Origin of the sequence: Glutamicibacter nicotianae (assembly GCF_006539525.1) — a bacterium.
In the GTDB taxonomy this organism is placed as follows: domain Bacteria; phylum Actinomycetota; class Actinomycetes; order Actinomycetales; family Micrococcaceae; genus Glutamicibacter; species Glutamicibacter nicotianae.
In genome coordinates this window covers 78475-101894 of the sequence record NZ_BJNE01000008.1, presented here as the reverse complement: position 1 = coordinate 101894, position 23420 = coordinate 78475, and the positions used below count along the sequence as shown (strand labels likewise).

Annotated in this window: 22 protein-coding genes and 1 tRNA gene; 11 read left to right on the top strand and 12 right to left on the bottom strand. The window is 63.5% G+C overall.

The genetic code is table 11. From position 1 onward, the window contains the following. Positions 1-6 precede the first annotated feature (6 nt). Entirely contained in the window at positions 7-3189 is a 3183-nt protein-coding gene (locus ANI01nite_RS10765) for an HAD-IA family hydrolase (protein ID WP_141357930.1), read from the bottom strand. A 92-nt stretch (positions 3190-3281) separates the two neighbouring features. Here ANI01nite_RS10765 and ANI01nite_RS10760 point away from each other — a divergent pair, with 92 nt between their 5' ends. Then, the gene (locus tag ANI01nite_RS10760; RefSeq protein WP_038992692.1) at positions 3282-4259 is read left to right on the top strand and encodes a hypothetical protein; all 978 of its coding nucleotides are present in this window, start codon (positions 3282-3284) and stop codon (positions 4257-4259) included. A 21-nt stretch (positions 4260-4280) separates the two neighbouring features. Here ANI01nite_RS10760 and ANI01nite_RS10755 read toward each other — a convergent pair whose 3' ends face one another. The 9 genes from ANI01nite_RS10755 to uriH all read right to left on the bottom strand — a co-directional run bounded on the left by ANI01nite_RS10755 (position 4281) and on the right by uriH (position 11259). Then, a complete protein-coding gene (locus ANI01nite_RS10755) occupies positions 4281-5000 on the bottom strand; it encodes a glycerophosphodiester phosphodiesterase family protein (RefSeq protein WP_038992693.1) in 720 nt (239 codons plus the stop codon). After that, positions 4997-5791: an HAD family hydrolase gene (locus ANI01nite_RS10750; RefSeq protein ID WP_141357928.1), complete on the bottom strand. Its 795-nt coding sequence runs from the start codon at positions 5789-5791 to the stop codon at positions 4997-4999. The genes ANI01nite_RS10755 and ANI01nite_RS10750 overlap by 4 nt, the downstream gene beginning before the upstream one ends. Then, positions 5792-6691 carry a PfkB family carbohydrate kinase gene (locus ANI01nite_RS10745; protein ID WP_038992695.1) on the bottom strand — a complete coding sequence of 300 codons (900 nt, stop codon included), beginning with the start codon at positions 6689-6691 and terminating at the stop codon, positions 5792-5794. Positions 6692-6700: 9 nt separating this feature from the next. Further along, entirely contained in the window at positions 6701-7366 is a 666-nt protein-coding gene (locus tag ANI01nite_RS10740; RefSeq protein WP_052253932.1) for an alpha/beta hydrolase, read from the bottom strand. 14 nt (positions 7367-7380) lie between these two features. Continuing rightward, positions 7381-8169 (bottom strand): enoyl-CoA hydratase/isomerase family protein, encoded by a 789-nt coding sequence (locus ANI01nite_RS10735; RefSeq protein WP_052253933.1) that lies wholly within the window; start codon positions 8167-8169, stop codon positions 7381-7383. Positions 8170-8211: 42 nt separating this feature from the next. Next, positions 8212-8928 (bottom strand): LysR substrate-binding domain-containing protein, encoded by a 717-nt coding sequence (locus ANI01nite_RS10730; RefSeq protein ID WP_141357926.1) that lies wholly within the window; start codon positions 8926-8928, stop codon positions 8212-8214. Positions 8929-9015: 87 nt separating this feature from the next. Then, the gene (locus tag ANI01nite_RS10725; protein ID WP_141357924.1) at positions 9016-9447 is read right to left on the bottom strand and encodes a universal stress protein; all 432 of its coding nucleotides are present in this window, start codon (positions 9445-9447) and stop codon (positions 9016-9018) included. Between the two features lie 55 nt (positions 9448-9502). Further along, complete coding sequence (locus ANI01nite_RS10720) at positions 9503-10201, bottom strand: dienelactone hydrolase family protein (RefSeq protein ID WP_141357922.1); 699 nt, start codon at positions 10199-10201, stop codon at positions 9503-9505. An 86-nt stretch (positions 10202-10287) separates the two neighbouring features. Continuing rightward, the gene (uriH, locus tag ANI01nite_RS10715; RefSeq protein ID WP_141357920.1) at positions 10288-11259 is read right to left on the bottom strand and encodes a uridine-preferring nucleoside hydrolase UriH; all 972 of its coding nucleotides are present in this window, start codon (positions 11257-11259) and stop codon (positions 10288-10290) included. Between the two features lie 151 nt (positions 11260-11410). Between uriH and ANI01nite_RS10710 the strand changes: the two genes are divergently transcribed. Together ANI01nite_RS10710 and ANI01nite_RS10705 are read left to right on the top strand one after the other, a co-directional pair. Then, a complete protein-coding gene (locus ANI01nite_RS10710; RefSeq protein WP_141357918.1) occupies positions 11411-12460 on the top strand; it encodes a LacI family DNA-binding transcriptional regulator in 1050 nt (349 codons plus the stop codon). Positions 12461-12463: 3 nt separating this feature from the next. Then, on the top strand, positions 12464-12646 hold the full coding sequence (locus tag ANI01nite_RS10705; RefSeq protein WP_038992701.1) for a hypothetical protein: 183 nt from the start codon (positions 12464-12466) through the stop codon (positions 12644-12646). On the opposite strand, the gene ANI01nite_RS10700 is transcribed toward ANI01nite_RS10705, so the two are convergent. Next, positions 12620-13156 carry a YdeI/OmpD-associated family protein gene (locus ANI01nite_RS10700; RefSeq protein WP_073707196.1) on the bottom strand — a complete coding sequence of 179 codons (537 nt, stop codon included), beginning with the start codon at positions 13154-13156 and terminating at the stop codon, positions 12620-12622. The genes ANI01nite_RS10705 and ANI01nite_RS10700 overlap by 27 nt on opposite strands. 78 nt (positions 13157-13234) lie before the next feature. Between ANI01nite_RS10700 and ANI01nite_RS10695 the strand changes: the two genes are divergently transcribed. After that, complete coding sequence (locus ANI01nite_RS10695) at positions 13235-13690, top strand: 2-thiouracil desulfurase family protein (RefSeq protein ID WP_141357916.1); 456 nt, start codon at positions 13235-13237, stop codon at positions 13688-13690. 85 nt (positions 13691-13775) lie between these two features. Here ANI01nite_RS10695 and ANI01nite_RS10690 read toward each other — a convergent pair. Next, positions 13776-13859 (bottom strand) — tRNA-Leu (locus ANI01nite_RS10690). 283 nt (positions 13860-14142) lie between these two features. Between ANI01nite_RS10690 and ANI01nite_RS10685 the strand changes: the two genes are divergently transcribed. The 7 genes from ANI01nite_RS10685 to pknB are packed head-to-tail and all read left to right on the top strand — an operon-like array spanning position 14143 to position 23404. Further along, positions 14143-14967 carry an FHA domain-containing protein gene (locus ANI01nite_RS10685; RefSeq protein WP_038992705.1) on the top strand — a complete coding sequence of 275 codons (825 nt, stop codon included), beginning with the start codon at positions 14143-14145 and terminating at the stop codon, positions 14965-14967. Next, positions 14964-15443 carry an FHA domain-containing protein FhaB/FipA gene (locus tag ANI01nite_RS10680; protein ID WP_038992707.1) on the top strand — a complete coding sequence of 160 codons (480 nt, stop codon included), beginning with the start codon at positions 14964-14966 and terminating at the stop codon, positions 15441-15443. Before ANI01nite_RS10685 ends, ANI01nite_RS10680 begins: the two co-directional genes overlap by 4 nt. 3 nt (positions 15444-15446) lie before the next feature. Then, positions 15447-16841 carry a PP2C family protein-serine/threonine phosphatase gene (locus ANI01nite_RS10675; protein ID WP_066142719.1) on the top strand — a complete coding sequence of 465 codons (1395 nt, stop codon included), beginning with the start codon at positions 15447-15449 and terminating at the stop codon, positions 16839-16841. Further along, on the top strand, positions 16838-18235 hold the full coding sequence (locus ANI01nite_RS10670) for an FtsW/RodA/SpoVE family cell cycle protein (RefSeq protein WP_141357914.1): 1398 nt from the start codon (positions 16838-16840) through the stop codon (positions 18233-18235). Before ANI01nite_RS10675 ends, ANI01nite_RS10670 begins: the two co-directional genes overlap by 4 nt. Beyond that, the gene (locus ANI01nite_RS10665) at positions 18232-19692 is read left to right on the top strand and encodes a peptidoglycan D,D-transpeptidase FtsI family protein (protein WP_141357912.1); all 1461 of its coding nucleotides are present in this window, start codon (positions 18232-18234) and stop codon (positions 19690-19692) included. Before ANI01nite_RS10670 ends, ANI01nite_RS10665 begins: the two co-directional genes overlap by 4 nt. Next, on the top strand, positions 19689-21497 hold the full coding sequence (locus ANI01nite_RS10660; RefSeq protein WP_141357910.1) for a protein kinase domain-containing protein: 1809 nt from the start codon (positions 19689-19691) through the stop codon (positions 21495-21497). The genes ANI01nite_RS10665 and ANI01nite_RS10660 overlap by 4 nt, the downstream gene beginning before the upstream one ends. Further along, the gene (gene pknB / locus ANI01nite_RS10655) at positions 21494-23404 is read left to right on the top strand and encodes a Stk1 family PASTA domain-containing Ser/Thr kinase (RefSeq protein ID WP_141357908.1); all 1911 of its coding nucleotides are present in this window, start codon (positions 21494-21496) and stop codon (positions 23402-23404) included. The genes ANI01nite_RS10660 and pknB overlap by 4 nt, the downstream gene beginning before the upstream one ends. The last annotated feature ends 16 nt before the right edge of the window (positions 23405-23420 follow it).

Sequence of the window (23420 nt, the reverse complement as noted above, 5' to 3'; positions counted from 1 at the left end):
CTCCGCCTACCAGGCCTTGTCGGGCACCTCCGCGCCGGCCTCCCGTTGCAGCGAGAGCACATGCTCCAGGCTTGGCCTGCCTTCCAGCAGCGGGCCCTGTCCGGCGAGCGCAACGCTGATAGCTTGCCCCGGCTGCAGGTCGACCTGCTGGCCGCGCACCCAGATCGGACGCGAGAATTCCCCATGCAGGGTGAACTCGATGGCTTCGGGGCGCAAGCACACGGAAATCCGCATGCCCCGCCACCCCAGGTTGAAACGCAGGGCCCGGAATCTCTCCGGGAGCCGCGGATCGAAGCACAGCCGGTCGTCATCGTCGCGCAGCCCGGCAAAGCCGTAGACCAGCGCCGACCAGACCCCGCCGGTCGACGCCACGTGCACGCCGTCAGCGGTGTTGCCGTGCAGGTTCTGGAGATCCACGTTCAGCGCATGCTCGAAGTACTCCCAGGCGAGATCCCGGTACCCCACCTCCGCGGCGAGGATCGACTGCACCGTGGCAGAGAGCGTCGAGTCTCCCGTGGTCAGCGGATCGTAGTAGTTGAAGTCGGCGAGCTTCTGCTCGTCAGTGAAATCGCTGGACCGCAGCCAGAGCGCCAGCACCGCGTCGGCCTGCTTGATCACCTGGAAGCGGTAGATCACCAACGGGTGGTAGTGCAGCAGCAACGGCCGCTTATCCGCACCGGTATTAGCCAGGTCCCAGACCTCGCGGTTCAGGAAGTGCTCGTCCTGCGGGTGGATTCCGACAGCTTCCGAATACGGGATGTGCATGCAGTCAGCAGCCTTGAGCCACAGCGCGAGCTCCTCGTCTTCCAGCGCGTGCCGGCTGGCCAGTTCCGCGTACTCGCGCGGATGCTCCTGGGCCATTTCGGAGAGCAGCTGGGCGCTGCGGCGCAGATTGAAGCGCGCCATGACATTGGTGTAGAGGTTGTCGTTGACCACCGCCGTGTACTCATCGGGCCCGGTGACCCCATGGATGTGGAAGCGCTCGTTGCCCGGCTCGCCGCGCCAGAACCCCAGCGAAGCCCACATGCGCGCGGTGCCCACGAGGATCTCGGCCCCGCCGGCCAGCAGGAATTCGTCGTCCTCCATGACCCCGAGGTACCGGTTGAGCGAATACACCACGTCGGCGTTGATATGGTACTGCGCCGTACCCGCCGGATAATAGGCGCTGGCTTCCTCGCCGTTGATCGTGCGCCAGGGGAAGAGCAGGCCTTCCTCGTTCATGGTCCGCGCCCGCCGGGTCGCTGCCGGAATCATCGAGACCCTGGCGCGCAGCGTATTGCGCGCCCATTGCTGGTTCGTGTAGGTCAAGAACGGCATCACATAGATCTCGGTATCCCAGAAGTAATGCCCGGAATAGCCGTTGCCGCTCACGCCCTTGGCGCTGATGCCCAGTCCGTCGGCCCGGCCGGCGGCCTGGGCGAGCTGGAACAGGTTCCAGCGGATCTTGCGCTGCAGCTCGGGCTCATCGGTATCCACCTGCACATCGCTGCGTTCCCAGTAATCAGCCATGAAGCGGCGCTGGGCGCGGAAGTGCTCATCGATCCCCAACGGCACCAGATGCTCCAAGGCCCGCTCCGAACGCAAGAGCATCTCCTGGGCCGGATGGCGCCGCGAGGAGTGGTAGACCGCGAACTTGGAAACGCGCACGCCTTGCCCGGCGTCCAGCCTGGCGCTGATCACTTCATCCGCGCGGTCATCGCGTACCTTGCGGTCCACGGACAGTTCTGCCTGCGTCCCGCCGGTGGCTGACACCTCGTGCTGGACCATTGCCGCTACCGACATCCCCGATCCGAGGACCTCGTAGGAGATGCCCAGCCGCGGCCCATCGCTGTGGATGCCGGCAGGGTGCAGCGGATTGGCACTCACCGCCTCGCTCTTGCGCGGGTCAACGGGGCCCAAGGCATCGGCTTCCTGCGGGGAAGCCACCTGCCGGCTGGAAGGATACCCGATCACCGAGGACTGGATCAGCACCTGGGCCGGGGCATCAAGCAGGCGCACATGCACGTCCTGCAGCGCCAGATGGCGATCGGTGAAGGAGATCATCGAGCGCGCGGTGACGGCCACGCGGTGGCCTTCTGCGGTTCGCCACAGGGTGTGCGCGGTCAGCGTCCCGTCAAGGAAATCCAGGCGCAGTTCGTCACGGACCATCTCGGTGCGGCCGACTTCCAGGGCCTCGTTATTGATGAAGACGCGCATGGTGCGGAAATCTGGGGCGCTGATCATGGTCTGGCCGGTTTCGGCCAGCCCGAAGGCGCTCTCGGCATGGCGTATTTCCCAGGTCTCATGCAGCCCGTTGATGAAGGTGCCGCCGGCCTGGTCCCCCAAGCCCAGTTGCGCCGCCCGCGCGCCAAGGAAGCCGTTGCCCAGGGAGAACACCGTGTCCTCGGCGCCGCCGCTTTCGCGCTGGTTCCCGCGCCACAGCGACCAGGAGTCTTCTTCCCAGGCCTTGGCGTCATGCTCGGAGACCAGCTCGGACAGGTCATGGACCACGAAATGGGCGCCGGCGTCCATCAGGGCCGCCTCGTTGTCTTCACGGGCCACGCCGATGACGCCGAAGCCTCCGGCACGCGCCGCGCTCACCCCGCTGGTGGCGTCCTCGATGACTGCGCATTCCTCCGGACGCCAGCCCAGATCCGCGGCGGCGGCCAGGAACGTGTCCGGGGCCGGCTTGCCTGCAAGCTGGCGTGCAGCGGCTTCCTGCCCGCCCATCACCAGGGGGAAATGGCCAGCCAATCCGGCGGCAGCCAGAACCATCCGCGCATTGCGCGAGGAAGACACCACCGCGACGTCCAGCCCGGCCTCCAGCACCTGCTGCAGGAAGGCCACGGAACCGGCGTAGGGGTCGATCCCGTCGCGTTGCAGCACCTGCGTGAACTTCTCATTCTTCATGTTCCCCAGGGCGCAGATGCTGTCCTCGCCGGGCTGATCGCTTTCCTCGCCGCGCGGCAACTGGATGCCGCGGGATTCGAGGATGGCGGCCACCGCGTCATAGCGCGGACGGCCGTCAAGCAGGTTGAAGTAGTCCGCGGTCGTGTACGGTGCCACGCCCGGGTGCTTGTCGAAAAAGCCGGTGAAAAGTTCTTCCCACGCCTTGCGATGCAGCAGCGCGGTCGGGGTGATCACGCCATCCAGATCGAAGAGGACGGCCTTGTAATCACGATGTCGGTACTGAGGACGAAAAGCGTTCACAATCGAAATCCTTCGAAAGAGGAGCGTATTACTGGCCGTAGTCCTTACCGTAGCAACTCAACGCGCTTGCTTCGACATACTACGATAAGAATGTGGCTCAGTGGATAGATGCATGGAATAGCGATGACTGGCGTGAGGCTACCGCCGAATGGATCGACGCTGCGTGCGAGGCCTACGGCATCGCGCGCACCGCAGGACCTGACTTCTGGCCTGCCGATCTGCACCAGATCCAGGCAACGGTGCAGACCGATGCCGCCGACCTGATCTTCAGCGCCAACGCTCCGGGGCTGGCCTCCGAGCCGGCCACCACGGTCGTTGCCGGCCAGCTGCTGCCCGACCGCGTGGTGATGCCGTTGGCCATCGACCGGATCGCCGGGTACATGCTCAGCCCGGACTACGGGCACACCCTGGCGGACCTGGGCGATTCGGTGGAGAACTGGGAGCTGGCCATGGCCTCGCTCGGCTCCTTCCAGGTCGCGCTGATGGGCCACGAGGACGAATTCTTCGATTCCGGGGTCACCGTGGTTGACCCGCAGTTCCTGCCCGAGCAGTACGAGCAGGCGCTGATGATGCACGTGTCATTGGACCCCTCCCACCCGCTGTATCTGGATGGTTCCAGCGCGGATAACCTGGTCTCGCATCTGGGTGCGCTGAAGAAGGCCACCGACGCCCTGCATGCCGGTGCGGTGCCGCTGAGCATCGAGCACGGCAACTTCGACTTGTCGCAGGTCGTGGTGCCAAGCGAAACCGGAGAGCACGGCCGCATCCTGAATCTGGGCTCCGCGCATTGGGCGCACCCCTTCTCCTCGCTGAACACTCCGCTGGCCGCCATGTGCGAAGCGTGGGATTGCGAAACCGGCGACGAGCGCGTGATGAAGGTGCTCTTCGCGTACCTGGACCAGTTCTCCGACTACGGCTCGCCCGATGAGCTCTACGACCTGATCAATCCGGCCTGCCTGGTTGCGCCGCTCTCGCAGCACGAGACCTGGCTGCGCCTGCTCTTGGATGCCAGCGACGATCACCTGCAGGAGCATGCCCCGGCCGTGCTGGGTACCCTGGATATCTCCTAGGGCATATTTCGCAGGCTCGGTTCAGGAGCCGAGAACCCGTACCAGCAAGGCCGCGTCATCGCTCATGATGGCGTCGGCCTTGCGGTCCATCAGCAGCCGCATTGTCGGCTCGTCATCGATGACCCAGACATGCACCTGCGCGCCGGCGCGGTGGACCGCCTTGATGAAGCGGCGCGTCGCCACCGGCAAGATGCCCTGCTTCAGCGGCACCTGGACTGCCCAGTAGCCCGCCAGCAGGCGCTTCGGAACCCAGCCCAGCAGGTGGGCGCACAGCCAGATGGCAACCATTTCGCGTTGCCCCGGCGAGCGCCGGATCGGCGCGGAGAGCAGGTGGCCCACCGCGGCGCTGCGTGCCGTGGAGAAGGATGCCAGGGCAATCTGCCCGTGGGCTTTCCGTCGCTCGATGAGCTCGGCCAGCGGCCCGATCACGTGCTCGTCCTTGACGTCCAGGTTCAGCGTGGCGTGCCCAAAGGCATCAAGCAGCTCGTCAAGCGTGCACAGCGGCTGCCCGCCGGCGCGGACCTCTGCCAGCTGTGCGTCGGTGAAGCCGTTGAAATTCCCGCTGGCGTCGGTGACCCGATCCAGGGTGTGGTCGTGGAAGAGGTAGACGGTGCCATCCGCCGAGGCGTGCACGTCCGATTCGAAGTGGGTGATGCCCAGTTCCGCGGCGCGCTGGAAGGCGAGCAGCGTATTCTCCTCGTTCCCTGTGCGCACCCCTCGGTGCGAAAAGGCGTAGGTCATTTCAGCAGGTCCTCGATGACTTGGGCTACCCCGTCCTCGGCCAGCGAGGGCGCGCGGAATCGGGCGGAGGCCAGCGTGGTGGGGTGCCCGGAGGACATCGCGTAGCCGTGGCCCGCGTATTCGAGCATTTCGATGTCATTGGGCATGTCGCCGAAGGCCATCACCTCGTCGGCGGCAATGCCCAGGCGCTGGCAGTACTCATGCAGCGTGGTGGCCTTGTGGATATCCACATGCGCCATTTCCAGCAGGGACACGTCGAAGGCCGAATGGGTCACCGAAACCAGTTGGGCCAGCTGCGGCCCGGCCGAGGCATAGAACTTGTCGATCGGCAGGTGCGGGGAGCGGGCAAGGAACTTCACGATGCCCTCGGAATCAATGGAGTCGCTGGTCAGATCCAGCACCGCCTGCACGCCGAAGTTGTGGTGGCGGTCGGCGAATCCTTCGCCCAGGTGCAGCCCCTTGGTGGTCTCCGCGGCGAAGGCCGCCTTCGGTTCCAGCTCCAGGATGATTTCGCTCGCCTTGCGCGCGGTGGCCGCGCTGAGCGTGCGCGACCAGATCACCTCATCCTGCTCCAGGTCGTAGAGCACCGCGCCATTGGAGCAGATGACCTTGCCCATCCCGCCGAAGGCATCGATGATCGGGGTGAGATAGCGGAAGGGGCGTCCGGTGACGAAGACAATCTGGATGCCGGACTCGCGGGCCTCGATGAAAGCGCGCTTGGTCCGCTCGGAAATGGTGCCGTCCTTGGCGACGATGGTGCCGTCGAGGTCCGACGCGATCAGCTTGATCATCTACAGCTCCTGGCGGCGCGGCGGATTCGCTCCGGCACGCTGCACGGTCACCGCGGCGGCCATGGCCGCGAATTCCAGGGCCTGGGACAACTCGCCAATCTGCAGCTGGTTCAGCTTCTCCCGGTTGGCCGCGCCAATCAGTCCGTGCTCGGCCAGCCAGCACAGCAGCGCCGCGGTGAACGTGTCGCCGGCCCCCACAGTATCGGTCACCTCGACCGAGGGAGCAGTGAATTCGGCGTCGCCGGCGCGGACCACTCCCCAGGAGCCGCGCGAGCCTGCGGTGGAAACCACGATCGCCGGACCCATGTCCAGCCAGGCCCGAGCCGAGTCCTGGACCGAGCGCATCGGGTACAGCCACTTCAAATCGATGCCGGAAACCCGCACCACGTCGGCCTGGCCGACGAAGCGCTCGACCTCGGCGACGGTCTGCGCATGGTTGGTCACCAGCGACGGGCGCAGGTTCGGGTCGTAGCTGATGGTGGCGTGGGTGCGCGCCGCCGAGAGCAGCGGGAGCAGCTCTTCGGGGCTGAACAGGGTGGCGATGGAGCCGGTGTGCACCAGCTCGGCGTCCTGGGCCAGCTCCGGACCGATGGTCGGCATCTGCCAGTAGGCATTGAACGCGAAGGCCGCGCCGCCGGCCGGGTCGAGGATGCCGTGGGCGATGACGGTGGCCTGGTCGTCGGCCCCGCCCAGGTAGGCCACGTTGTTCTCCTGCAGGTACTGCTCGATCTTCCGGCCCTTGTCATCGGCGCCCCAGCGGGAGATCAGGGTCCCCGGGTAGCCCAGCCGGGAGAGCGCCACCGCGACGTTCAGCGGGCTGCCCCCGACGAACTCCTGGGCTGGGGCAATGCCGGAGGCCAGGACGTCAACGAGGGCCTCGCCGATCACCGTCGGGTTCATGCTGCTCCTTCAGTAGTGCAGTGGGGACAGGGCCCGCACGCAGGCAGCCCATTGGCTGCTGTGCGGATCGATCCAGGTGTAGTGGTCGCCGTCGAACAGCGAGAAGCTGTGCTCCTGTCCGAGCGCAGCCGCTTTCTGGGCCGCGATGCGGGCAATTCTTGGCGGAACATCGCCATCGTCCCGTCCATGAAAGATTACGACACGGGCAGGCATTGGCCATAATTCCACCGGATTGCAGGCGCCCAGTGGCGCACCGCCGAGCATCTCCTCCACCGCGCTGTCGCTGAGCTTCAGCCGCTGGGCGGTTTCCAGGTCCAGCACCCCGGCCTGGCTGATCACCTGGGAGACCCGCTGGTCATGGGCTGCCAGCACGCAGGCCAGCTGGGCCCCGGCCGAATGGCCGATGAGCGTGATCGGCCCTTCTTCCTTGACCAGGCCCAGGGCGAGCCGGGCATCGGCCAGCATTTTCGCCGCACTGCCCGGCCCGCGCCGGTATTCGAGGTTGTAGGCGGGAATCCCGCGGGCAGCGAGATCCTGCGCCAAGGGCACGCCGAGGCTGGCCGTGTACTTCTCACGCCAGTATCCGCCGTGGATGATCATCACCGCTCCGCGGGCGGTGATGCGTTCGGGCTCGTAGAACTGGACGTACTGGTCCCGGTGCGCCCCGTAGTGCATGGCTGGCCGCCCGGCTAGTTGCCCGGGAAGACCGGCGAGCGCTTCTCGACGAAGGCGGACCGGCCTTCCACCGAGTCGGCGGTGTGGTAAGCCTGGAGGAACGCGTCGACTTCGCGACCCAGCCCCTGATGCGTGTCCAGCCCGTCCATCGAAACCATGGCGCGCTTGGCAATGGAGATAGCGGTGGGAGAGACCGCCGCGGCTTCTTCGATGGCCGCCACGGCGACGTCGAGCAGCTGCTCAGCGGGGACCACCCGGTTGGCCAGGCCGATGCGCAATGCTTCCTCGGCCTTGATGCGCCGCCCGGTGAAGATCAGCTCGCGGGCCATCGCGTTGCCCACGCGGCGCGGCAGGCGCACCATGCCGCCAAAGCCGGGCACCAGGCCCAGGTTGACTTCCGGCTGGCCGAAGCTGGCCCGCTCGGAGGCGTAGATGAAATCGCAGGCCAGCGCCAGCTCGCAGCCACCGCCCAGGGCGAAGCCATTGACTGCGGCAATGACCGGGACGTGCAGCGACTCCAGGCGCTCGGTCACGGCGTGCATCTGCTTGGCGTAAGCGGTGAACGTGGCCTCGTCCATGGAGTTCATCTGGACGATATTCGCCCCGGCGACAAAGGACTTCTCCCCGGCGCCGGTGATGATCAGTCCGCGGTATTCGTATCCGGTGGTCTCGAACCAGTCCAGGAAGGATTCAAGGTCGTTGACAACCTCTTTTGCCAGTGCGTTCAGCGACTTTGGCTGGTCTACGGTCAGGATGAGGGCCGAGCCTTGGGTGCTCAGGGTGAGGGTATCGAATTGCTTCATACCCCTAACTCTCTCACGTAACCTGCGTCACGTGATGGATTGTCAGTGGCGCTTGCGTGGCTTGGCCTTGGCCCCTTGCGGCTTCTTGGATGGGCTCTTGGCCTGCTGTTTTGCCTTGGCTTTGGCCCTTTCCTTGGCTTTCTTCTGCTCGTTGATGCGCTTGGCCTTCTGCTCCTGGTTGCGCACCGAATTCTGCCGCGAGGAGCTGGCGGTGCGTCCGCGCACGATGCCGATGAATTCCTCGAGCACTGCAGTGTCCTCAGTGGCGGTCGGCCAGGCGATGCCGACCTGGGTTGGCGAGCCGTCTTCGATGAGGCGCACCACCACGTCCTTGCGGGCGAAGAGCCGGGCGATTGACTGCGTGGTGCGCAGCACCTGGGCTCCAGAGGCCACGACCTCCATCGCTACCGGAATGCCGCCCACGGATTGAGGGTAATCGGCCAGGTCCAGTTGCGGAAACGACTCGACGATGTCCAGCGGCACTGATTCCTCGTAGTACTCCACATCGTGGTCCTTGCCCGCGCAGACCACTTCGAGCTCCTCATAGAGCGGGATGACGTGGCGCGTCGCGTCCTTGGGCGAATCCCCGCGGTAGCGCACGAACACCGCGTCGGCCTCGCCGGTGGCCAGCAGGTCCAGGATTTCCCCCTCATCAAGGCGCCAGGCTTTCAGCTCGATGGCCGGATAGCGCTCCTGGAAGCGGTCCATCCATTTGCCGGGGGTGACGCCGGTGACGTAGGCGATTCGAAGTTTCTGCACGGGTTAAGCCTACGCGCTGCCGGGTTAAATGGTGCAGGCGGGCACCGGTGCACCGGTGCCCGCCTGCGCTTGCGCAAGCTTGGAGGCCTACTTGTCGGTCTTCACGACCAGCACGTCGCATGGTGCCGAGTGGGCGACCGAGGAAGCAACGGAACCGAGCACGCGGCCCAGGCCCTTCATGCCGACGTTGCCGACGACGATCATCGAAGCCTTGCGGTCCTCGGCGTCGGAGATCAGCACGTCGCCTGGCTTGCCGTGTCCGGCAGCAGCGCTGATCTTCACGCCTGGTACGGCGTTCTTCACGTCGTTGGCCACGCGCTGGGCGAGCTTGCGGGCCTGCTCGGCGTCGTCCAGGATCCAGGTATCGGAACCGATGGAAACGACCTCGGTGTTATCCGATGCGTGAGCGGTGATGACCACCAGGTCAGCGTCCAGCTTGACGGCGAGTTCTGCGGCGCGGCGGGCTGCGCGCTGTGCGGTTTCGGAACCGTCGACGCCTACGATGATGGTTTCAGACATATTGTTCTCCTTCACATGAGTGATGTTTTAAGTGATGTAAGACACTTTATGGCCTTCAGGCCACTTTAGCCTGCAAAAAGTCCACGGCGCGCTGCCATGCGACGGCTGCCTGCTGCGGATCGTAGTTGCCGGCAGGGTTCTCGTCGTTGTGGAAGGCATGATTGGCGTCGTAGTAGAAGTACTGGACTTCCGCGCCTGATTCCCGGCGGATCTGCTCTTCCTGGGCCCTTGCCTGCTCTGGTGGATACATCTGGTCCAGGTTCGCGTAGTGGCCCTGGATGGCGGCGCGGACACCGGAAAAATCGTTGGGAACGCCCTGGCCGACACCGTAGAAAGGAACGGCCGCGGCAATTTTCTCGCCTTGCTGGGCTGCCATCTGCAGCACGAATCCGCCGCCCATGCAGAAGCCGATGACGCCGAGCTTCTGGCTGGTGACATGCTCATTGGCCAGCAGGTAGTCCACCGCGCCGCCCAGCAGCTGGGCACCGACTGCTTCCGGGAGCTGCGACATCATCTGCCCGGCTTCCTCGCCATCATGGGTGATCCAGCCGCCATAGAGGTCAGGGGCCAGCGCTACGAAACCCTGCGCAGCCAGCCGGTCTGCCACGTCGCGGATATGGTCGGTCAGCCCCCACCATTCCTGGATCACGATCACTCCGGGCCCCTTGCCGGACTCGGGCAATGCGAGATAGCCGTGCGCTTGCGTACCTGAAGAAGGGAAAGTCACGTTCTGGTGCGGGGTTTTTTCCGCCATGGTGCCTCCTGCTCTGCGATTTCCTCCAGTTTATGCAGGTCTAGGCGCGATTGGCATTGACCTGCCCCACATTGCGCAAAGTTGTTCTATTTTCCGAGCGTGACCTCGCCGATACGTTCCAGCGCGTCTACCACCAGATTCCAGAAGCCTTCGTGGTCCAGGTCCACTGCCACCGAGGTATTGCAGTCGGCGGAAGCCGGCGCACGGAAGTCCGTGACGGTCATTCCCAAGGTCAGCTCGCCACGCAGCTCGACGCTCACCGGCGCCTTGACGGTACGCACCACATCCGGGTCGATCACGTAGGCCACGGCGCACGGGTCATGCACCGGCGGCGCGTCGAAGCCCTGGTGGTCGCGGTAGGCCTGGGCGAAGAAGTCCATCAGCTCGCTCACGAAGGTCGATGGCCCGGTGCCGATCTTCTCGATGCGCTCGACCACCTCGGTGGTGGCCAGCGCCTGGTGGGTCAGGTCCAAGCCGACCATGACTACCGGCCAGGCCTCGTTGAAGACGATGTGCGCTGCCTCGGGGTCGATCTTGATATTGAATTCAGCCACCGCCGACCAGTTGCCGGTGTGGTAGCCGCCGCCCATCAGCACCACTTCGCGCACGCGTTCGACGATGCGCGGTTCCTTCCGGGCGGCCAAGGCGATATTGGTCAAGGCGCCGGTGGGCACCAGGGTGATTTCACCGGGTTCATGGCTCATCACCAGATCGATGATGACGTCCACTGCGTGGCGTTCATCAAGCTCGATGCTCGATTCCGGCTGCGCTGGTCCGTCCATCCCGGAATCCCCGTGGACCTCTCCGGCGGTTTCCACCTCGCGCACCAGCGGGCGGGCGCAGCCTGCCGCGAAGGGAATGCCGGTGATCCCGGCGATGGTGCCGACGGCCAGCGCGTTGGCAGTGACCTTGTCCAGGGTCTGGTTGCCGGCCACGGTGGTCACCGCCAGCAGCTCGATTTTTGGATTGCCATGGGCAAGAATCATTGCCACGGCGTCGTCATGGCCCGGGTCGCAGTCCAAAATGATCTTGCGCGGGGCATTGCTGTCCTGGGTCATGGATTCTTCTTTCGCTCTGCCGGCTGACGGCCGGCAGCTAAGTCGTGGAGGGCGGATAGTCATCCATTGATAATTCTTTCGCGCCCGCGCACTTTCGTCAAGCGCTTAACTAAAAGCGGTGGCGCACCGCGATTCCGACTACGATGGAGCCATGAAGAATGGTGAAAAGTCCGGCAACTCGCGCGCTCCGCGCCGCGTCACCGCAGCAATGGTCGCCGAACACGCCGGCGTTTCCACCGCAACGGTCTCACTTGTTGCCAACGGAAAATCAGCGGGCCGGGTATCGGCCGCGAATGAACAGCGCGTGCGCGAGTCAATTCGCGAGCTGGGCTACTTCGTCGACAGCATCGGCAGCTCGCTGGCCAAGGGCGTCAGCTCGCTGGTCGTCCTGGTGGCCCCGGACATCTCCAACCCGTTCTTCGCCAAGGTCATCGCCGGCGTGCGCTCGGTCCTGGCCAGCGACTACCAGCTACTGCTCTCGGTCACCGATGCCGGAGTCTCCCCCAGTGCCAGCGAGACCAGGAAGATCATGGGTCTTCGCCCGGCCGGGCTGCTGGTCCATGCCCCGAGCCAGGACTTCCTCGAAGAAATCTCCAGCACCCTTCCCCTGGTGGCCCTGGATGCCCCGGGCATCGATCCGGCGATTCCCGCAGTGAATATGGATGTCGCCCAGGGCGCGCGGGATGTCGCAGCCCATTTCGCCGCACAGGGACACACCAGGGCCGCCTACCTGGATGCGAGCACCGGCACCGAGACCTTGGCCGTGCGCCGCGAAGCGTTCTTGGCAGCGGCCAAGGAATACGGCATCGAGGTCCTGCCTGCTTCTGTCGCCAGCTCGATGATCGACGTCGCCGCGGCTTCGGCGGCTTTCAGCCAGCACTGGCCCACGTGGCGGGAAGCCGGCGTAACCGCGCTGGGATGCGCAACCGACAACCACGCGTTCGGCGTGCTGCATGCCTCCCGCCAGCTTGGCCTCAGCATCCCGCAGCAGCTTGCGGTGGCCGGATTCGACGATCTGCCCTACTCGGCGACTTCCAACCCATCCATCACCACCGTGGAACTCAATGCCCAGGAAGTCGGGCGCCAAGCCGCACTGAAACTGCGTGCGCTGCTCGATGGGAAATCCCCTGATCCACTGCAGACCACGCTGCCAAGTTCACTGGTTGTCCGCGGATCGACACTGGAAAACGCAGGAGGCTAACCGATGAACATGCGCAAATGGCCCGCCAAGGTCACGGCAATCATCGCCCTGCTCGTTGCCCTGGGCCTGATCGTCATGTCCAGCGGAGTGCTCAGCCTCTTTACCGGCCCGCCACCCCCTCCGGGGTCCGGCATCGAATCTGCCGCACGAAGCCTTCCGCTACTGGATGAGCTTTCCGCTCTTTGACACCCCGGGATCGGTGCACGAGGACAAGTCGAAGCAGCACGGGCGGCGCTTGCCATCGCGCAGCTTGGAAATGCTGACATCCACTCGGCGTTCACGCGTGGAAGGGTTCTTGGTCGCTTCGACCCAGCGGACCCATTCCCAGCGGGCCATCGGGGTGAGCCCCGCCCATACCTCTTCCAGATCATCGGCGTCATCCAGGGCGCCGGCCAAGTCCTGCGGGATCCTTGCTTCCGGCCAGGTTCCGGCAACGCGAGCCGCCAATTGCACTTGCTCCCCTGCGTCGGCCGATAGCTGCGGCATCCCCTGGCTATCGAGAGCCAGCCAGTGGCCACGGCGCCCGTCGGGATCAATCACGACCGTATGCCCCTCATGCGCCTGGAGAAGTTCTACCGCGACCTGTCCTCGGCTTGGCAACTTGTCGCTTGATTCCTGGTCGAATCGGAGAATTTTCCGGTCATTGACCAGATCTACAGTTCCCTGCAGTTCGAGGATTTCATTGGATGCTGGCACCAGAATCAGCCCTTTCAGTTGCTCAAGGGCAGTCTATGGCACAGCCGCATCCAACTTCCACGCGGCTAGACTGCTGTCATGATCCAACGCCCGGTGCTCGTCAGTTCCTGCCTTGCTGGCATCCCTTGCCGCTATAACGGCAAGGCCAAGGCCAACCCGGCGATCGTCGAAGCTGTGGCACGAGGAGATGCTGTTGCTGCCTGCGCCGAGGAATTAGGCGAACTGAGCACCCCGCGCCCGCCAGCAGAGATTTCCGGCGGCGATGGCAACGACGTGCTCGAAGGGCGGGCCGCCGTTCTCGATGTCAACGGCGAGGATGTCAGCCGGCAGTTCGTGGCTGGAGCCCAGAAGGTCGCAGATTTGGTCCAGCGCGAGGGCATCACCGAAGCGATTTTGCAGGATCGCAGCCCTTCCTGCGGCTGCGGGAGCATCTACGATGGCTCGCATTCCGGAAAACTTGTTGCAGGCGATGGGGTGCTGGCTGCGTTGCTGAAGCGCCGGGGCATCAAGGTCAGTGGATCTCCAGCAACCTGACACACCTTGGAAGATAACGATTCAGTTGCGCTTTTAATCAAGAAAATAACCCTCGATCCGAAGATCGAGGGTTATTTTCCATTTGTGCGCGAGGGGGGACTTGAACCCCCACGACCTTGCGATCACTGGCACCTGAAGCCAGCGCGTCTACCAATTCCGCCACTCGCGCTTATTCTGTTTTCGTTGCCTTCGTTCTTTGCAACAAGAAATAGCTTACACACACATTTTCCGTTCACCTAATCGAAACCCCCATTTGTGGCTAGCGACACATGGGAAACCTTTTTAGTGCCTTTATCGTTGATACTGACGCACTTGAGCCGTTCAAGGATTTTTCGGCATTTGCACAGCTGAAAACAGTAAGATCGAATATGAAGTTCTGCGTTCATAGCTCGGAAAGGATGACCGCAGGCTCGTAATAACCAGCCATGGACCCTAAGGAAGGAGCACGAATAATGGGCTTTCTCGACAATGTCGAACGCGGCTTAGAGAAGGTCGTCACTAGCTTCTTTCGTGGCACCAGCACCGCAGATCTAAAGCCAGTCGAACTGACTACCGCGCTACGCAATGACATGGACCGCGGAATCATGCCGATTAGCGAAGGCCGCAGCCTTGCGGCCAATGACTTCGTAGTCTCGCTGAGCACCAAGGACTACAACACCGCCAAGGGCTGGGGCCAGGGCGTCGTCAATGAAATGGCAAAGGTTACCGCCGAGCATGCCGCCACCCAGGACTATTCAGTTCATGGCGACATCATGATCCATTTCGTCTCCAATGATGATTTCAAGCCCGGTGAGATGGAAATCTCCAGCTCGGTCAAGGAATCCAGCTCACGCCCAGCGGCTTCGGCACCGGTCAAGGAGCGGGCATCCGCGCCAGCGGCACCGGCAGCTCCATCAGCAACCCCTCCAACCACCGCGCAGCCACGCCCAACGGTGCGTCCGATTGCAGAGATCCCCAAGAGGCCCGTGCAGAAGCAGGCCATCCTTGAGGTTGCCGGTCAGAGGTACGCCCTGCATCACCACTCGATCGTGCTGGGCCGTTCGGCCAGCACCGATATTCCGGTGGACGACTCCGGCGTTTCCCGGCAGCACGCTCGTGTCGAAACCCGTGGCAAGACCAGTTTCGTCGTCACCGATCTGGGTTCAACCAACGGAACCTACGTGGACGGCAAGAAGATTTCGGAAGAAACCCGTATATTTGACGGTTCGGTCATTACTATCGGACAGACGAAAATCGTCTTCCGGCTGATTACCTCGAACAACGGAGGCCGCGCGTGAACGATCTGGTTCTAAGCCTGTTCCGATTGGGCTTTTTGGTCCTCATCTGGCTGCTCGTTTTAAGCGTTGTCGGATCGATGCGCCGCGACTTGGCTATCGGTTCACGGGCCCGCACCGGCAAGCCCAGCGCTCGTGAACTGAAGAAGAACCCGGAACTGGCGGAACCAGAAGTCCCCGCGCGCAAGGCGGCCACCTCATTGGAAGTCGTCGAGGGCCCGCTGGCTGGCAGCAGCATTCCGCTACGCGGCCAGCCGATCATGTTCGGCCGCGCCCAGGATGCCACCGTAGTTCTCGATGACGACTACGCTTCGGGACGCCATGCCCGCCTGTTCCCCCAGGGATCACGCTGGTTCATCGAGGATCTCGGTTCAACCAACGGCACCTTCGTGGGTGACAACCAGCTCTCACGCGCCCAGGCAGTAGAGCCCGGCCAGCGAATCCGCATCGGGAAGACTGTCCTGGAATTGAAGGCCTAGCCTATGGCCCTCAAACTCAAATTTGCGGCGAAATCCGATGTTGGCCGGGTGCGCAAGAAGAATGACGACTCGGCCTATGCCGGCGAGTACCTGGCGGTCCTTGCCGACGGCATGGGCGGACACGTCGGCGGCGACGTCGCTTCGGCCTCTACCGTGCTCGATCTGGTGCATCTGGACCACGAAGCCACCGCGGATCCGCAGAATGCGTTGCCGGACGAAATCCAGGCCGCCAATCTGGTGCTCAATGAACTCGTCGGCGCCAATCCGAAGCTGTCGGGCATGGGCACGACCGTCACTTCCCTGCTGCTCTCGGGCGACACCCTGCACATGGCGCACATCGGCGACTCCCGCGCCTACCGCTTGAAGCACGGTGAGTTCGAGCAGATCAGCAAGGACCACACCTTTGTCCAGCGGCTCGTCGACGAAGGCCGAATCAAGCCGGCCGAAGCCGAGGTCCACCCGCATAAGAATGTGCTTTTGCGCGTGCTCGGCGACTCGGACGCGTCCCCCGAGCTGGATGTCGAGAAATTCACGGCAGAACCGGGCGAACGCTGGATGCTGTGCTCCGACGGACTCACCGACGCGGTGCCGGTTCCGGTGATCGAGCAGATCATCCGCACCACCGCCGACATGGATGAAGCGGTCAACGACCTGGTTGCCATCACGCTGAAGAATGGCGCGCCGGATAATGTCACCGTGGTGATGTTCGAGGTCATCGAGAACTCCGCCCTTGACGGCGAGGCGCCGGCCGAGCCGGAGCCCGCGCCGGATACCGGCCAGCTCACCATCGCCGCCGAAGGAGATGTCGAAGCCAGCGCATCGCTGCTTCGCCATGAGATTTCCCAGCGCCCCCACCTGCTGGTGGGCGCTGCCCAGCTGGCAACGCAGACCGGGCAAATCCCGGTGGTTACCCAGCACACCGGCGAACGACGCGCTGCAGCCTTGCTGACCCACCGTTCCCCGGCTGCCGGCGAGGTGCTCGATCCGCTGGAAGCTCCGGTGCAGCATCGACGCTGGCTGATGCCGATCCTGCTGACCCTCACGGCCTTCCTCGTCGTAGCCCTGGCCGTCTGGGGCTACATGTGGACCCAAACCCAGTACTTCGTGGGCGCCGTCGATGGCAAGGTCGCCATCTACAAGGGCGTCCCGCAAGAACTTGGGCCGATCTCGCTCTCCGAAGTCGACACCGTCAGCAAGGTGCCGCTGGAAGCCCTGCCGGAGTATTCGCGCCAGCGCGTTGAGTCGACCATCTCGGCCGAGAACCAGCAGCATGCCCAGATGATCATCCAGGAACTTCTGGTCACCGCGAAGCAGAACTGCCCGGTCACCGTTCCTGGATCCTCGGATTCCGCCAGCCAGCTCGAACTGCCCGCCTACTGCCAGGAGATAATGCAATGACCGAAGTGCAAACCGCACCGGTGCCTCGGCGCAATCTCGAGCTGCTGCTGGTACTTCTTGCCCTGTGCGTCGGAGGTGCCGCGTTCTATCTTGTCGGCAGCTCCACCGAGGACGTCGACAATACCGATTTCTACGTGCAGATGAGCATCCTGGCGGGGCTGTCCCTCACGGTCCACGTGCTGCTGCGCATCTTCGCAAAATATGCTGACCCGGTAATACTTCCGATCACGATTGCGTTGAACTCCCTTGGCCTAGCCATGATTCACCGCATTGACTTGGCAAAAGGAACTTCACAGTCGGCTCGCCAGCTGCTGTGGACAGCCATTGCAATCGTCATTGCATCGGTAGTCCTCTGGGCCATCAAGGATCACCGGATACTGCGGCGCTTCACCTATATCGCCCTGCTGGCATCCATTGTCCTGCTCTTGCTTCCGCTGATTCCAGGGCTCGGCGTAACCATTAACGGCGCCCGAATCTGGATCCGCATGGGAATGTTCTCCTTGCAGCCAGGCGAACTCGCGAAGATCACCCTGTCGATCTTCTTCGCCGGGTATCTCTCGTCGAACCGCGACTTGATCCTGATGGCCGGACGCAAATTAGGGCCGCTGCAGCTGCCTCGCCTGCGCGACATGGCTCCGATGGTGATTGCCTGGCTGCTGTCCATCGGCGTGCTCGTGGTGCAGCGCGACCTCGGCTCCGCGATCCTCTTCTTCGGCCTGTTCATCGTGATGATCTATGTGGCCACTGCCCGGATCTCCTGGGTGCTCATTGGCGCCTTGATGGTTGTCGCCGGCGGCGTGGTCGCGGGCCTGACCATGGGCCACGTGACCCGCCGCCTGGACGTGTGGCTAAATGCCTTCGACCCTGAGATCTACCAGGCCACAGGTGGCAGCATGCAGATCGTCGAGGGCCTGTTCGGCATGGCCGACGGCGGCCTGTTCGGCACCGGCCTGGGCGCTGGTTCGCCATACCGGGTGCCGCTGGCCAACTCGGACATGATCATTGCCTCCTTCGGGGAGGAAATCGGCCTGATCGGCGTGTCAGCGATCATCCTGCTCTACATGCTGCTGATCTCCCGCGGCCTGCGTGCCGCCCTGGGGTCTGCCGATACCTTCGGCAAGCTGCTGGCTGCCGGGTTGTCCTTCACCCTGGGCCTGCAGTGCATCGTGATCATCGGCGGCGTTACCCGGCTGATCCCGCTGACCGGCCTGGCCACGCCATTCATGGCAGCTGGCGGCTCCTCACTGCTGGCGAACTGGATCATCATCTCGCTGCTGCTATTGATCTCCCACAACTCGCGCCGCCCGAAGACCGGCGGCGTAGGACCAACCGATGAATTCGCATCTGCGAGCACGACCCTTACCTCAAGCACCAAGGCGGTGACGAAGAAGTGAATCATGCAATCAAGCGCGTTTGGGTTGCGCTAACCGTCCTGTTCGTCATCTGCCTGGGCGGTTTGAGCTATATCCAGTTCTTCGACGCCGAGTCGCTCTCGGAGAATGCGCTGAACAAGCGTGAGCTCTACCGCGAGTTCGACCTGCCCCGCGGGGCGATCCTGGTTGACGGCAAGCCGATTGCCGAATCGGTACCGACCGATGACGGCCAATTCGAATTCCAGCGCGTGTACAACGACGCGGAAACCTACGCCCACCTGACTGGCTACTATTCGCTGGCCAACGGCACCACTCAGCTCGAATCGCAGTTGAATGACTGGTTGACCGGCACGAGCTCGGATCTGCTCTTCGACCGGCTCTCTGCCATGTTCACCGGCACCCGTTCCGAGGGCGCCTCGGTCGAGCTGACCATTGACGGCCAGCTGCAGAAGACTGCCTTCGAAGCGATCCCTGAGGGCCTGAAGGCCACGATCATCGTGACCAATCCGAAGACCGGCGACATCCTGGCGATGGCTTCCAAGCCTAGCTATAACACGAACCGGCTGGCGGTGCACTCGACCGCCAAGGCGGCCGAGAACCTGAAGGAAATCAGCGACATCGATGGCCTGAGCCCCTACCGGAATCCGGCCATCAGCAGCTTGATCACTCCCGGATCATCGTTCAAGATCATCAGCACCGTCGCGGCGCTGGAATCCGGCAAGTTCGACATGGACACCCCCATCGACAACCCGGTATCGAAGAATTATCCGCATACGAACAAGCCATTGAACAACTTCAGCGAGGGCATCTGCGCGCGTGACACCCGCGCCAAGCTCGAGTTCATCTTCGCGCAGAGCTGCAACACCCCGTTCATCGAGATCAGCCAGACAGTCGGCAAGGATGCCTTCACCGAGGTGGCCGAGCGCTTCGGCTACGGCCAGCAGCTGAACATCCCGCAGAATGTCGTGCCGAGCGAGTTCCCGTCGGCCGAGGCATCTGAAGCACAGATGGCGCAGATGGCCATCGGTGAATGGGAAAACAAGGCTACCCCGCTGCAGATGAACATGGTTGCCATGGCCATCGCCAACGATGGCGTGATCATGAAGCCGAACCTGATCGACAAGGTCATTGCGCCGGATCTGCGGGTGATTGAGGATCCGAAGCCGGAGAAGTTCTCCACGGCCACCACCCCGGAAGTTGCCGAACAGCTCACCGAGCTGATGGAAGGCCCGGTGCTGCGCGGTACAGCGATGAACGCCCGGGTTCCCGGCGTGGATTTCCGTGCCAAGACCGGCACCTCGCAGCGACCCTCAGTGGACGGAGTCCGCATGGTGAATTCCTGGATGACCGGTTTCGCGCCGGCCGATGACCCGCAGGTGGCCATCACGGTCAATATCCAAGACGTAGATTACGACACCGGCCACAACACGGTTGGTGCACTGATGAAGACGATGTTAGAGGCGGTGTTCAACAAGTGAGGCCAGTAACCGGCACCACCTTGGGCGGTCGTTACAAGCTGACCGATCGCATTGCGATCGGCGGCATGGGCGAAGTTTGGAAGGCGCGAGACCAGGTCCTTGGACGTCTGGTCGCGATCAAGATCCTCAAAGAGGAATACACCGACAACGAGAGCTTCCTGACGCGTTTCCGCGTGGAAGCACGCCACACCGCGCTGCTGAACCACCCCGGCATCGCTGGTGTCTTCGACTACGGCGAGGAACAGGGCTCCGCCTATCTGGTGATGGAGCTCGTTCCCGGCCCGCCGCTGTCCACCATCATCGAACGCGAGCGCAAGCTCGAGGTGGACCGCACGCTCTCGCTGATCGCGCAGACCGCCCGCGCGCTAGCAGCAGCCCACGAGCACGGCCTGGTGCACCGCGATGTGAAGCCGGGCAACATCCTGGTGATGCCTTCGGGCGTCGTCAAGATCACCGACTTCGGCATTGCCCGCCTTGCCGACCAGGTTCCGCTGACCGCCACCGGACAGGTCATGGGCACCGCCCAGTACTTGGCTCCGGAACAGGCCACCGGCCAGATTGCCACCGGCAGCTCCGACATCTACGCCTTGGGCGTCATCGGCTACGAGTGCCTGGCAGGACGGCGTCCGTTCACCGGCGAATCGCAGATCGCCATTGCCCTGGCACAGGTCAACGACGCTCCCCCTGCCCTGCCCGACACCATCCCTGCCCCGGTTCGCCAGCTGATCATGTCGATGCTGGCCAAGAACCCGTCGGAACGCCCGAAGGATGCAACCGCACTGGCGAAGGCCGCAGATGCGCTGCGCGCCGGCGACACCAATACCGCTACCTTGGCGGTTCCCGGCATGCTGGCCACCGGTATCGCCACCGACGCGACCCAAGTGGTCAACATGGATGACGATGCCACCCAGGCGGTGCCGCAGGCCGATTCCGCCCCGACCATGACCAATGCCATGCCCACCGTGGTGGAACCTGCCCGCAATGCCAGCGGCTTCTCCGCTTCCAGCGCCGCTGCCGGCGGATTCGACGACGAGGACGTGGATACCCAGGATCCTGCTCGCGAGGCTGGCGCCAAGCGCAGCCCGTGGCTGGTCCCGCTGATCGTGATCATCGCGCTGGCTGCGGTGATCGCCTTGCTGGCATGGCTGATCCCTGCCATGAGCAGCGACAATGACAATCCGCCGACGTCGTCGCCGACGCAGAGCACCGAGCTGTCCGATTCCTCGTCTCCATCCGAGGAATCGACCGAGCCGACCGAGGAAACCACCGAAGCCTCGGAGACCTCCGACTCCCCATCGCCGACCCCGAGTGAAACCGTCACCTATGTAGATGTTCCGGCGTCGCTGATCGGCCAGGATATCGACACTGTGACCGCGGAACTCGAGGGCAAGGGCCTGGTCGTTGACGCGACCCCGCAGGAAACCAGCGAGTACGAGCCGCGCGAAGTGATTTCCCTGAACCCTACCGGCAGTGTTGCACAAGGCGAAACCGTTTCGGTGACCTATGCAATGGCCCCTGAAACCGTTGGCGTGCCATCGGTGACCGGCATGAGCTTCGAAGCCGCGCAGAAGCGCATCCAAGACGCTGGACTGGCCGTGGCCAAGGGCGAGGAACGCCCCGACCCATCCGTCGCCGGCACCGTGCTTGCGCAGGACGTTCCCGCCGGCAGCGAAGTCGAGCCGGGCACCACGATCACCCTGGATATTTCCACCGGTCCAGAAGAAACCGAGCCAACCGGGTCCGCCACCGAGTCGGCATCTGAATCTCCAGAAGCCGCAGAGCCGGAGCAAAGCGAAGCGCCATGAGTGAAGTCGAAGCTTTGCCTCCTGGCTTGCCGCGAATGATCAACGACCGCTATGAGATCGAATCGCTGATTGGCCGTGGCGGCATGGCGGATGTGTATCTCGCCACCGACCACGTGCTGTCGCGCAAGGTGGCGGTCAAGGTGCTGCGCCCGGATACCGCCGGCAACCCCATGGTGGTCAATAGATTCCGCCGTGAGGCCAAGGCCGTCGCTGGCCTGAGCCACCCGAATATCGTTGCCGTGTACGACACTGGCGAGCTGCCGGCCACCGAGTACAACCGTGAACGCCTGCCATTCATGGTGATGGAATACGTGACCGGACGTACCCTGAAGCAGGTGATCGCTGCGGGCGATGTCGATGGCTCCGTGGCAGTGCACATCACCCGCGGCGTTTGCGATGCCCTGGATCATTCGCACAACAACAACGTCGTCCACCGCGATATCAAGCCGGCCAATGTGATGGTGACCGATTCCGGCCACGTGAAGCTGATGGATTTCGGCATTGCCCGTGCCTTGGATACGTCGGCAACCATGACGCAGACCGCTGCCGTAGTGGGGACAGCCCAGTATTTCTCGCCCGAGCAGGCCCGCGGTGAACAGGTCGATTTCCGTTCGGACATCTACTCGGTTGGCTGCCTGTTCTACGAGCTGGTGACCCACCAGCCTCCATTTACCGGCGATTCGCCGGTCTCGGTCGCCTACCAGCACGTTGGCGAGATTCCCTCGGCGCCAAGCGAGGTCAAGCACGGCGTCGACCCGATCTTCGACCCAATCGTCGCCAAGGTCCTCTCCAAGGAACGCGACGACCGGTTCCAGAGCGCCGGAGCTTTCGCCTCGGCGTTGGAGGATGCGCTGAACGGCATCGAATTCCATGATGACGAGCCGGAGCCATCCACCTACACCTTGCCGATTTACGGCACCCACCATGAGGCTGAAACCGGCTTCATCGCGCAGTCTGCGCCACGAACGAGCCAGCACCCGGTCTTCGTGGAAGACGAGGCACCTGAGCCGCCTGCTCGGCACAAGTCCAACCGCGGCCTGATCATCTTGCTGACCGTCATCGCCCTGATTGCCGTGGGCATCGCCAGCTTCCTGGTGATCCGCTCGATCCAGGCGGAAGCTGAAAAGCGTGCCCCGATCGCAGTACCCGAGGTCCTTGAAATGTCCGAGGACGACGCAAGGGAATTGCTGCGCGATAACACCTTCCAGGTGCGTGTAGAGCGCGAATTCAGCGATGACGTAGAACAGGGCAAGGCGACCCGTACCGATCCGGAAGCAGGATCCATGGTCGCCAAGGAGTCCACGGTCGCCCTGTACATCTCCGACGGCTCAGAGCAGCGCACGATTCCCGAGGATCTGGCGAACCAGTCCGAGACAGCTGCCCGCGATGCCCTGCGCGAAGCAGGCCTGGAAGTTGGCGAAGTCAGCCGGGAGAACTCTGCAACGGTTCCCACCGACTGGGTCATCGGCACCAGCCCTGAGCTGGGGTCCAAGGTGAAGGCCGGCAGCGAAGTCGATTTGATCCTGTCTACCGGCATGGTGACCGTTCCGGTGGTGACCGAGATGAGCCGCGAGGAAGCTGAAGAAAAGCTCTCGGCAGATGATGTCGGGCTGGAAGTCCAGTTCATTGAGGTGGAAACCGATGACTACGCCGAGGGAACACTGTTCAAGCAGTCCCCCGAAGCCTCCGAGGACGTGCCCCAGGGAAGCCTGGTGAAGATTTCCGTGGCCAAGGCACCGCCAGCGCCCGAGCCTTCCGAAGAACCATCGTCTAGCGAGTCCGAATCATCGGATCCATCCGAATCCGATGATCCAACCGAGGATGCTTCGCCAACCAGCGATTCCCCGGCTCCTCCCAACGGGAATGGCCGGCCAGACCGGACCGGACCACCACGGGAAAATGACTGAGACTAGCCGTCAGCCA

Coding starts and splice junctions, on each gene's coding strand:
- ANI01nite_RS10755 (WP_038992693.1), bottom strand. CDS start 5,000: ATGACCTACGCCTTTTCGCACCGAGGGGTGCGCACAGGGAACGAGGAG.
- ANI01nite_RS10750 (WP_141357928.1), bottom strand. CDS start 5,791: ATGATCAAGCTGATCGCGTCGGACCTCGACGGCACCATCGTCGCCAAG.
- ANI01nite_RS10745 (WP_038992695.1), bottom strand. CDS start 6,691: ATGAACCCGACGGTGATCGGCGAGGCCCTCGTTGACGTCCTGGCCTCC.
- ANI01nite_RS10740 (WP_052253932.1), bottom strand. CDS start 7,366: ATGCACTACGGGGCGCACCGGGACCAGTACGTCCAGTTCTACGAGCCC.
- ANI01nite_RS10735 (WP_052253933.1), bottom strand. CDS start 8,169: ATGAAGCAATTCGATACCCTCACCCTGAGCACCCAAGGCTCGGCCCTC.
- ANI01nite_RS10725 (WP_141357924.1), bottom strand. CDS start 9,447: ATGTCTGAAACCATCATCGTAGGCGTCGACGGTTCCGAAACCGCACAG.
- ANI01nite_RS10720 (WP_141357922.1), bottom strand. CDS start 10,201: ATGGCGGAAAAAACCCCGCACCAGAACGTGACTTTCCCTTCTTCAGGT.
- uriH (WP_141357920.1), bottom strand. CDS start 11,259: ATGACCCAGGACAGCAATGCCCCGCGCAAGATCATTTTGGACTGCGAC.
- ANI01nite_RS10710 (WP_141357918.1), top strand. CDS start 11,411: ATGAAGAATGGTGAAAAGTCCGGCAACTCGCGCGCTCCGCGCCGCGTC.
- ANI01nite_RS10705 (WP_038992701.1), top strand. CDS start 12,464: ATGAACATGCGCAAATGGCCCGCCAAGGTCACGGCAATCATCGCCCTG.
- ANI01nite_RS10695 (WP_141357916.1), top strand. CDS start 13,235: ATGATCCAACGCCCGGTGCTCGTCAGTTCCTGCCTTGCTGGCATCCCT.
- ANI01nite_RS10685 (WP_038992705.1), top strand. CDS start 14,143: ATGGGCTTTCTCGACAATGTCGAACGCGGCTTAGAGAAGGTCGTCACT.
- ANI01nite_RS10675 (WP_066142719.1), top strand. CDS start 15,447: ATGGCCCTCAAACTCAAATTTGCGGCGAAATCCGATGTTGGCCGGGTG.
- ANI01nite_RS10670 (WP_141357914.1), top strand. CDS start 16,838: ATGACCGAAGTGCAAACCGCACCGGTGCCTCGGCGCAATCTCGAGCTG.
- pknB (WP_141357908.1), top strand. CDS start 21,494: ATGAGTGAAGTCGAAGCTTTGCCTCCTGGCTTGCCGCGAATGATCAAC.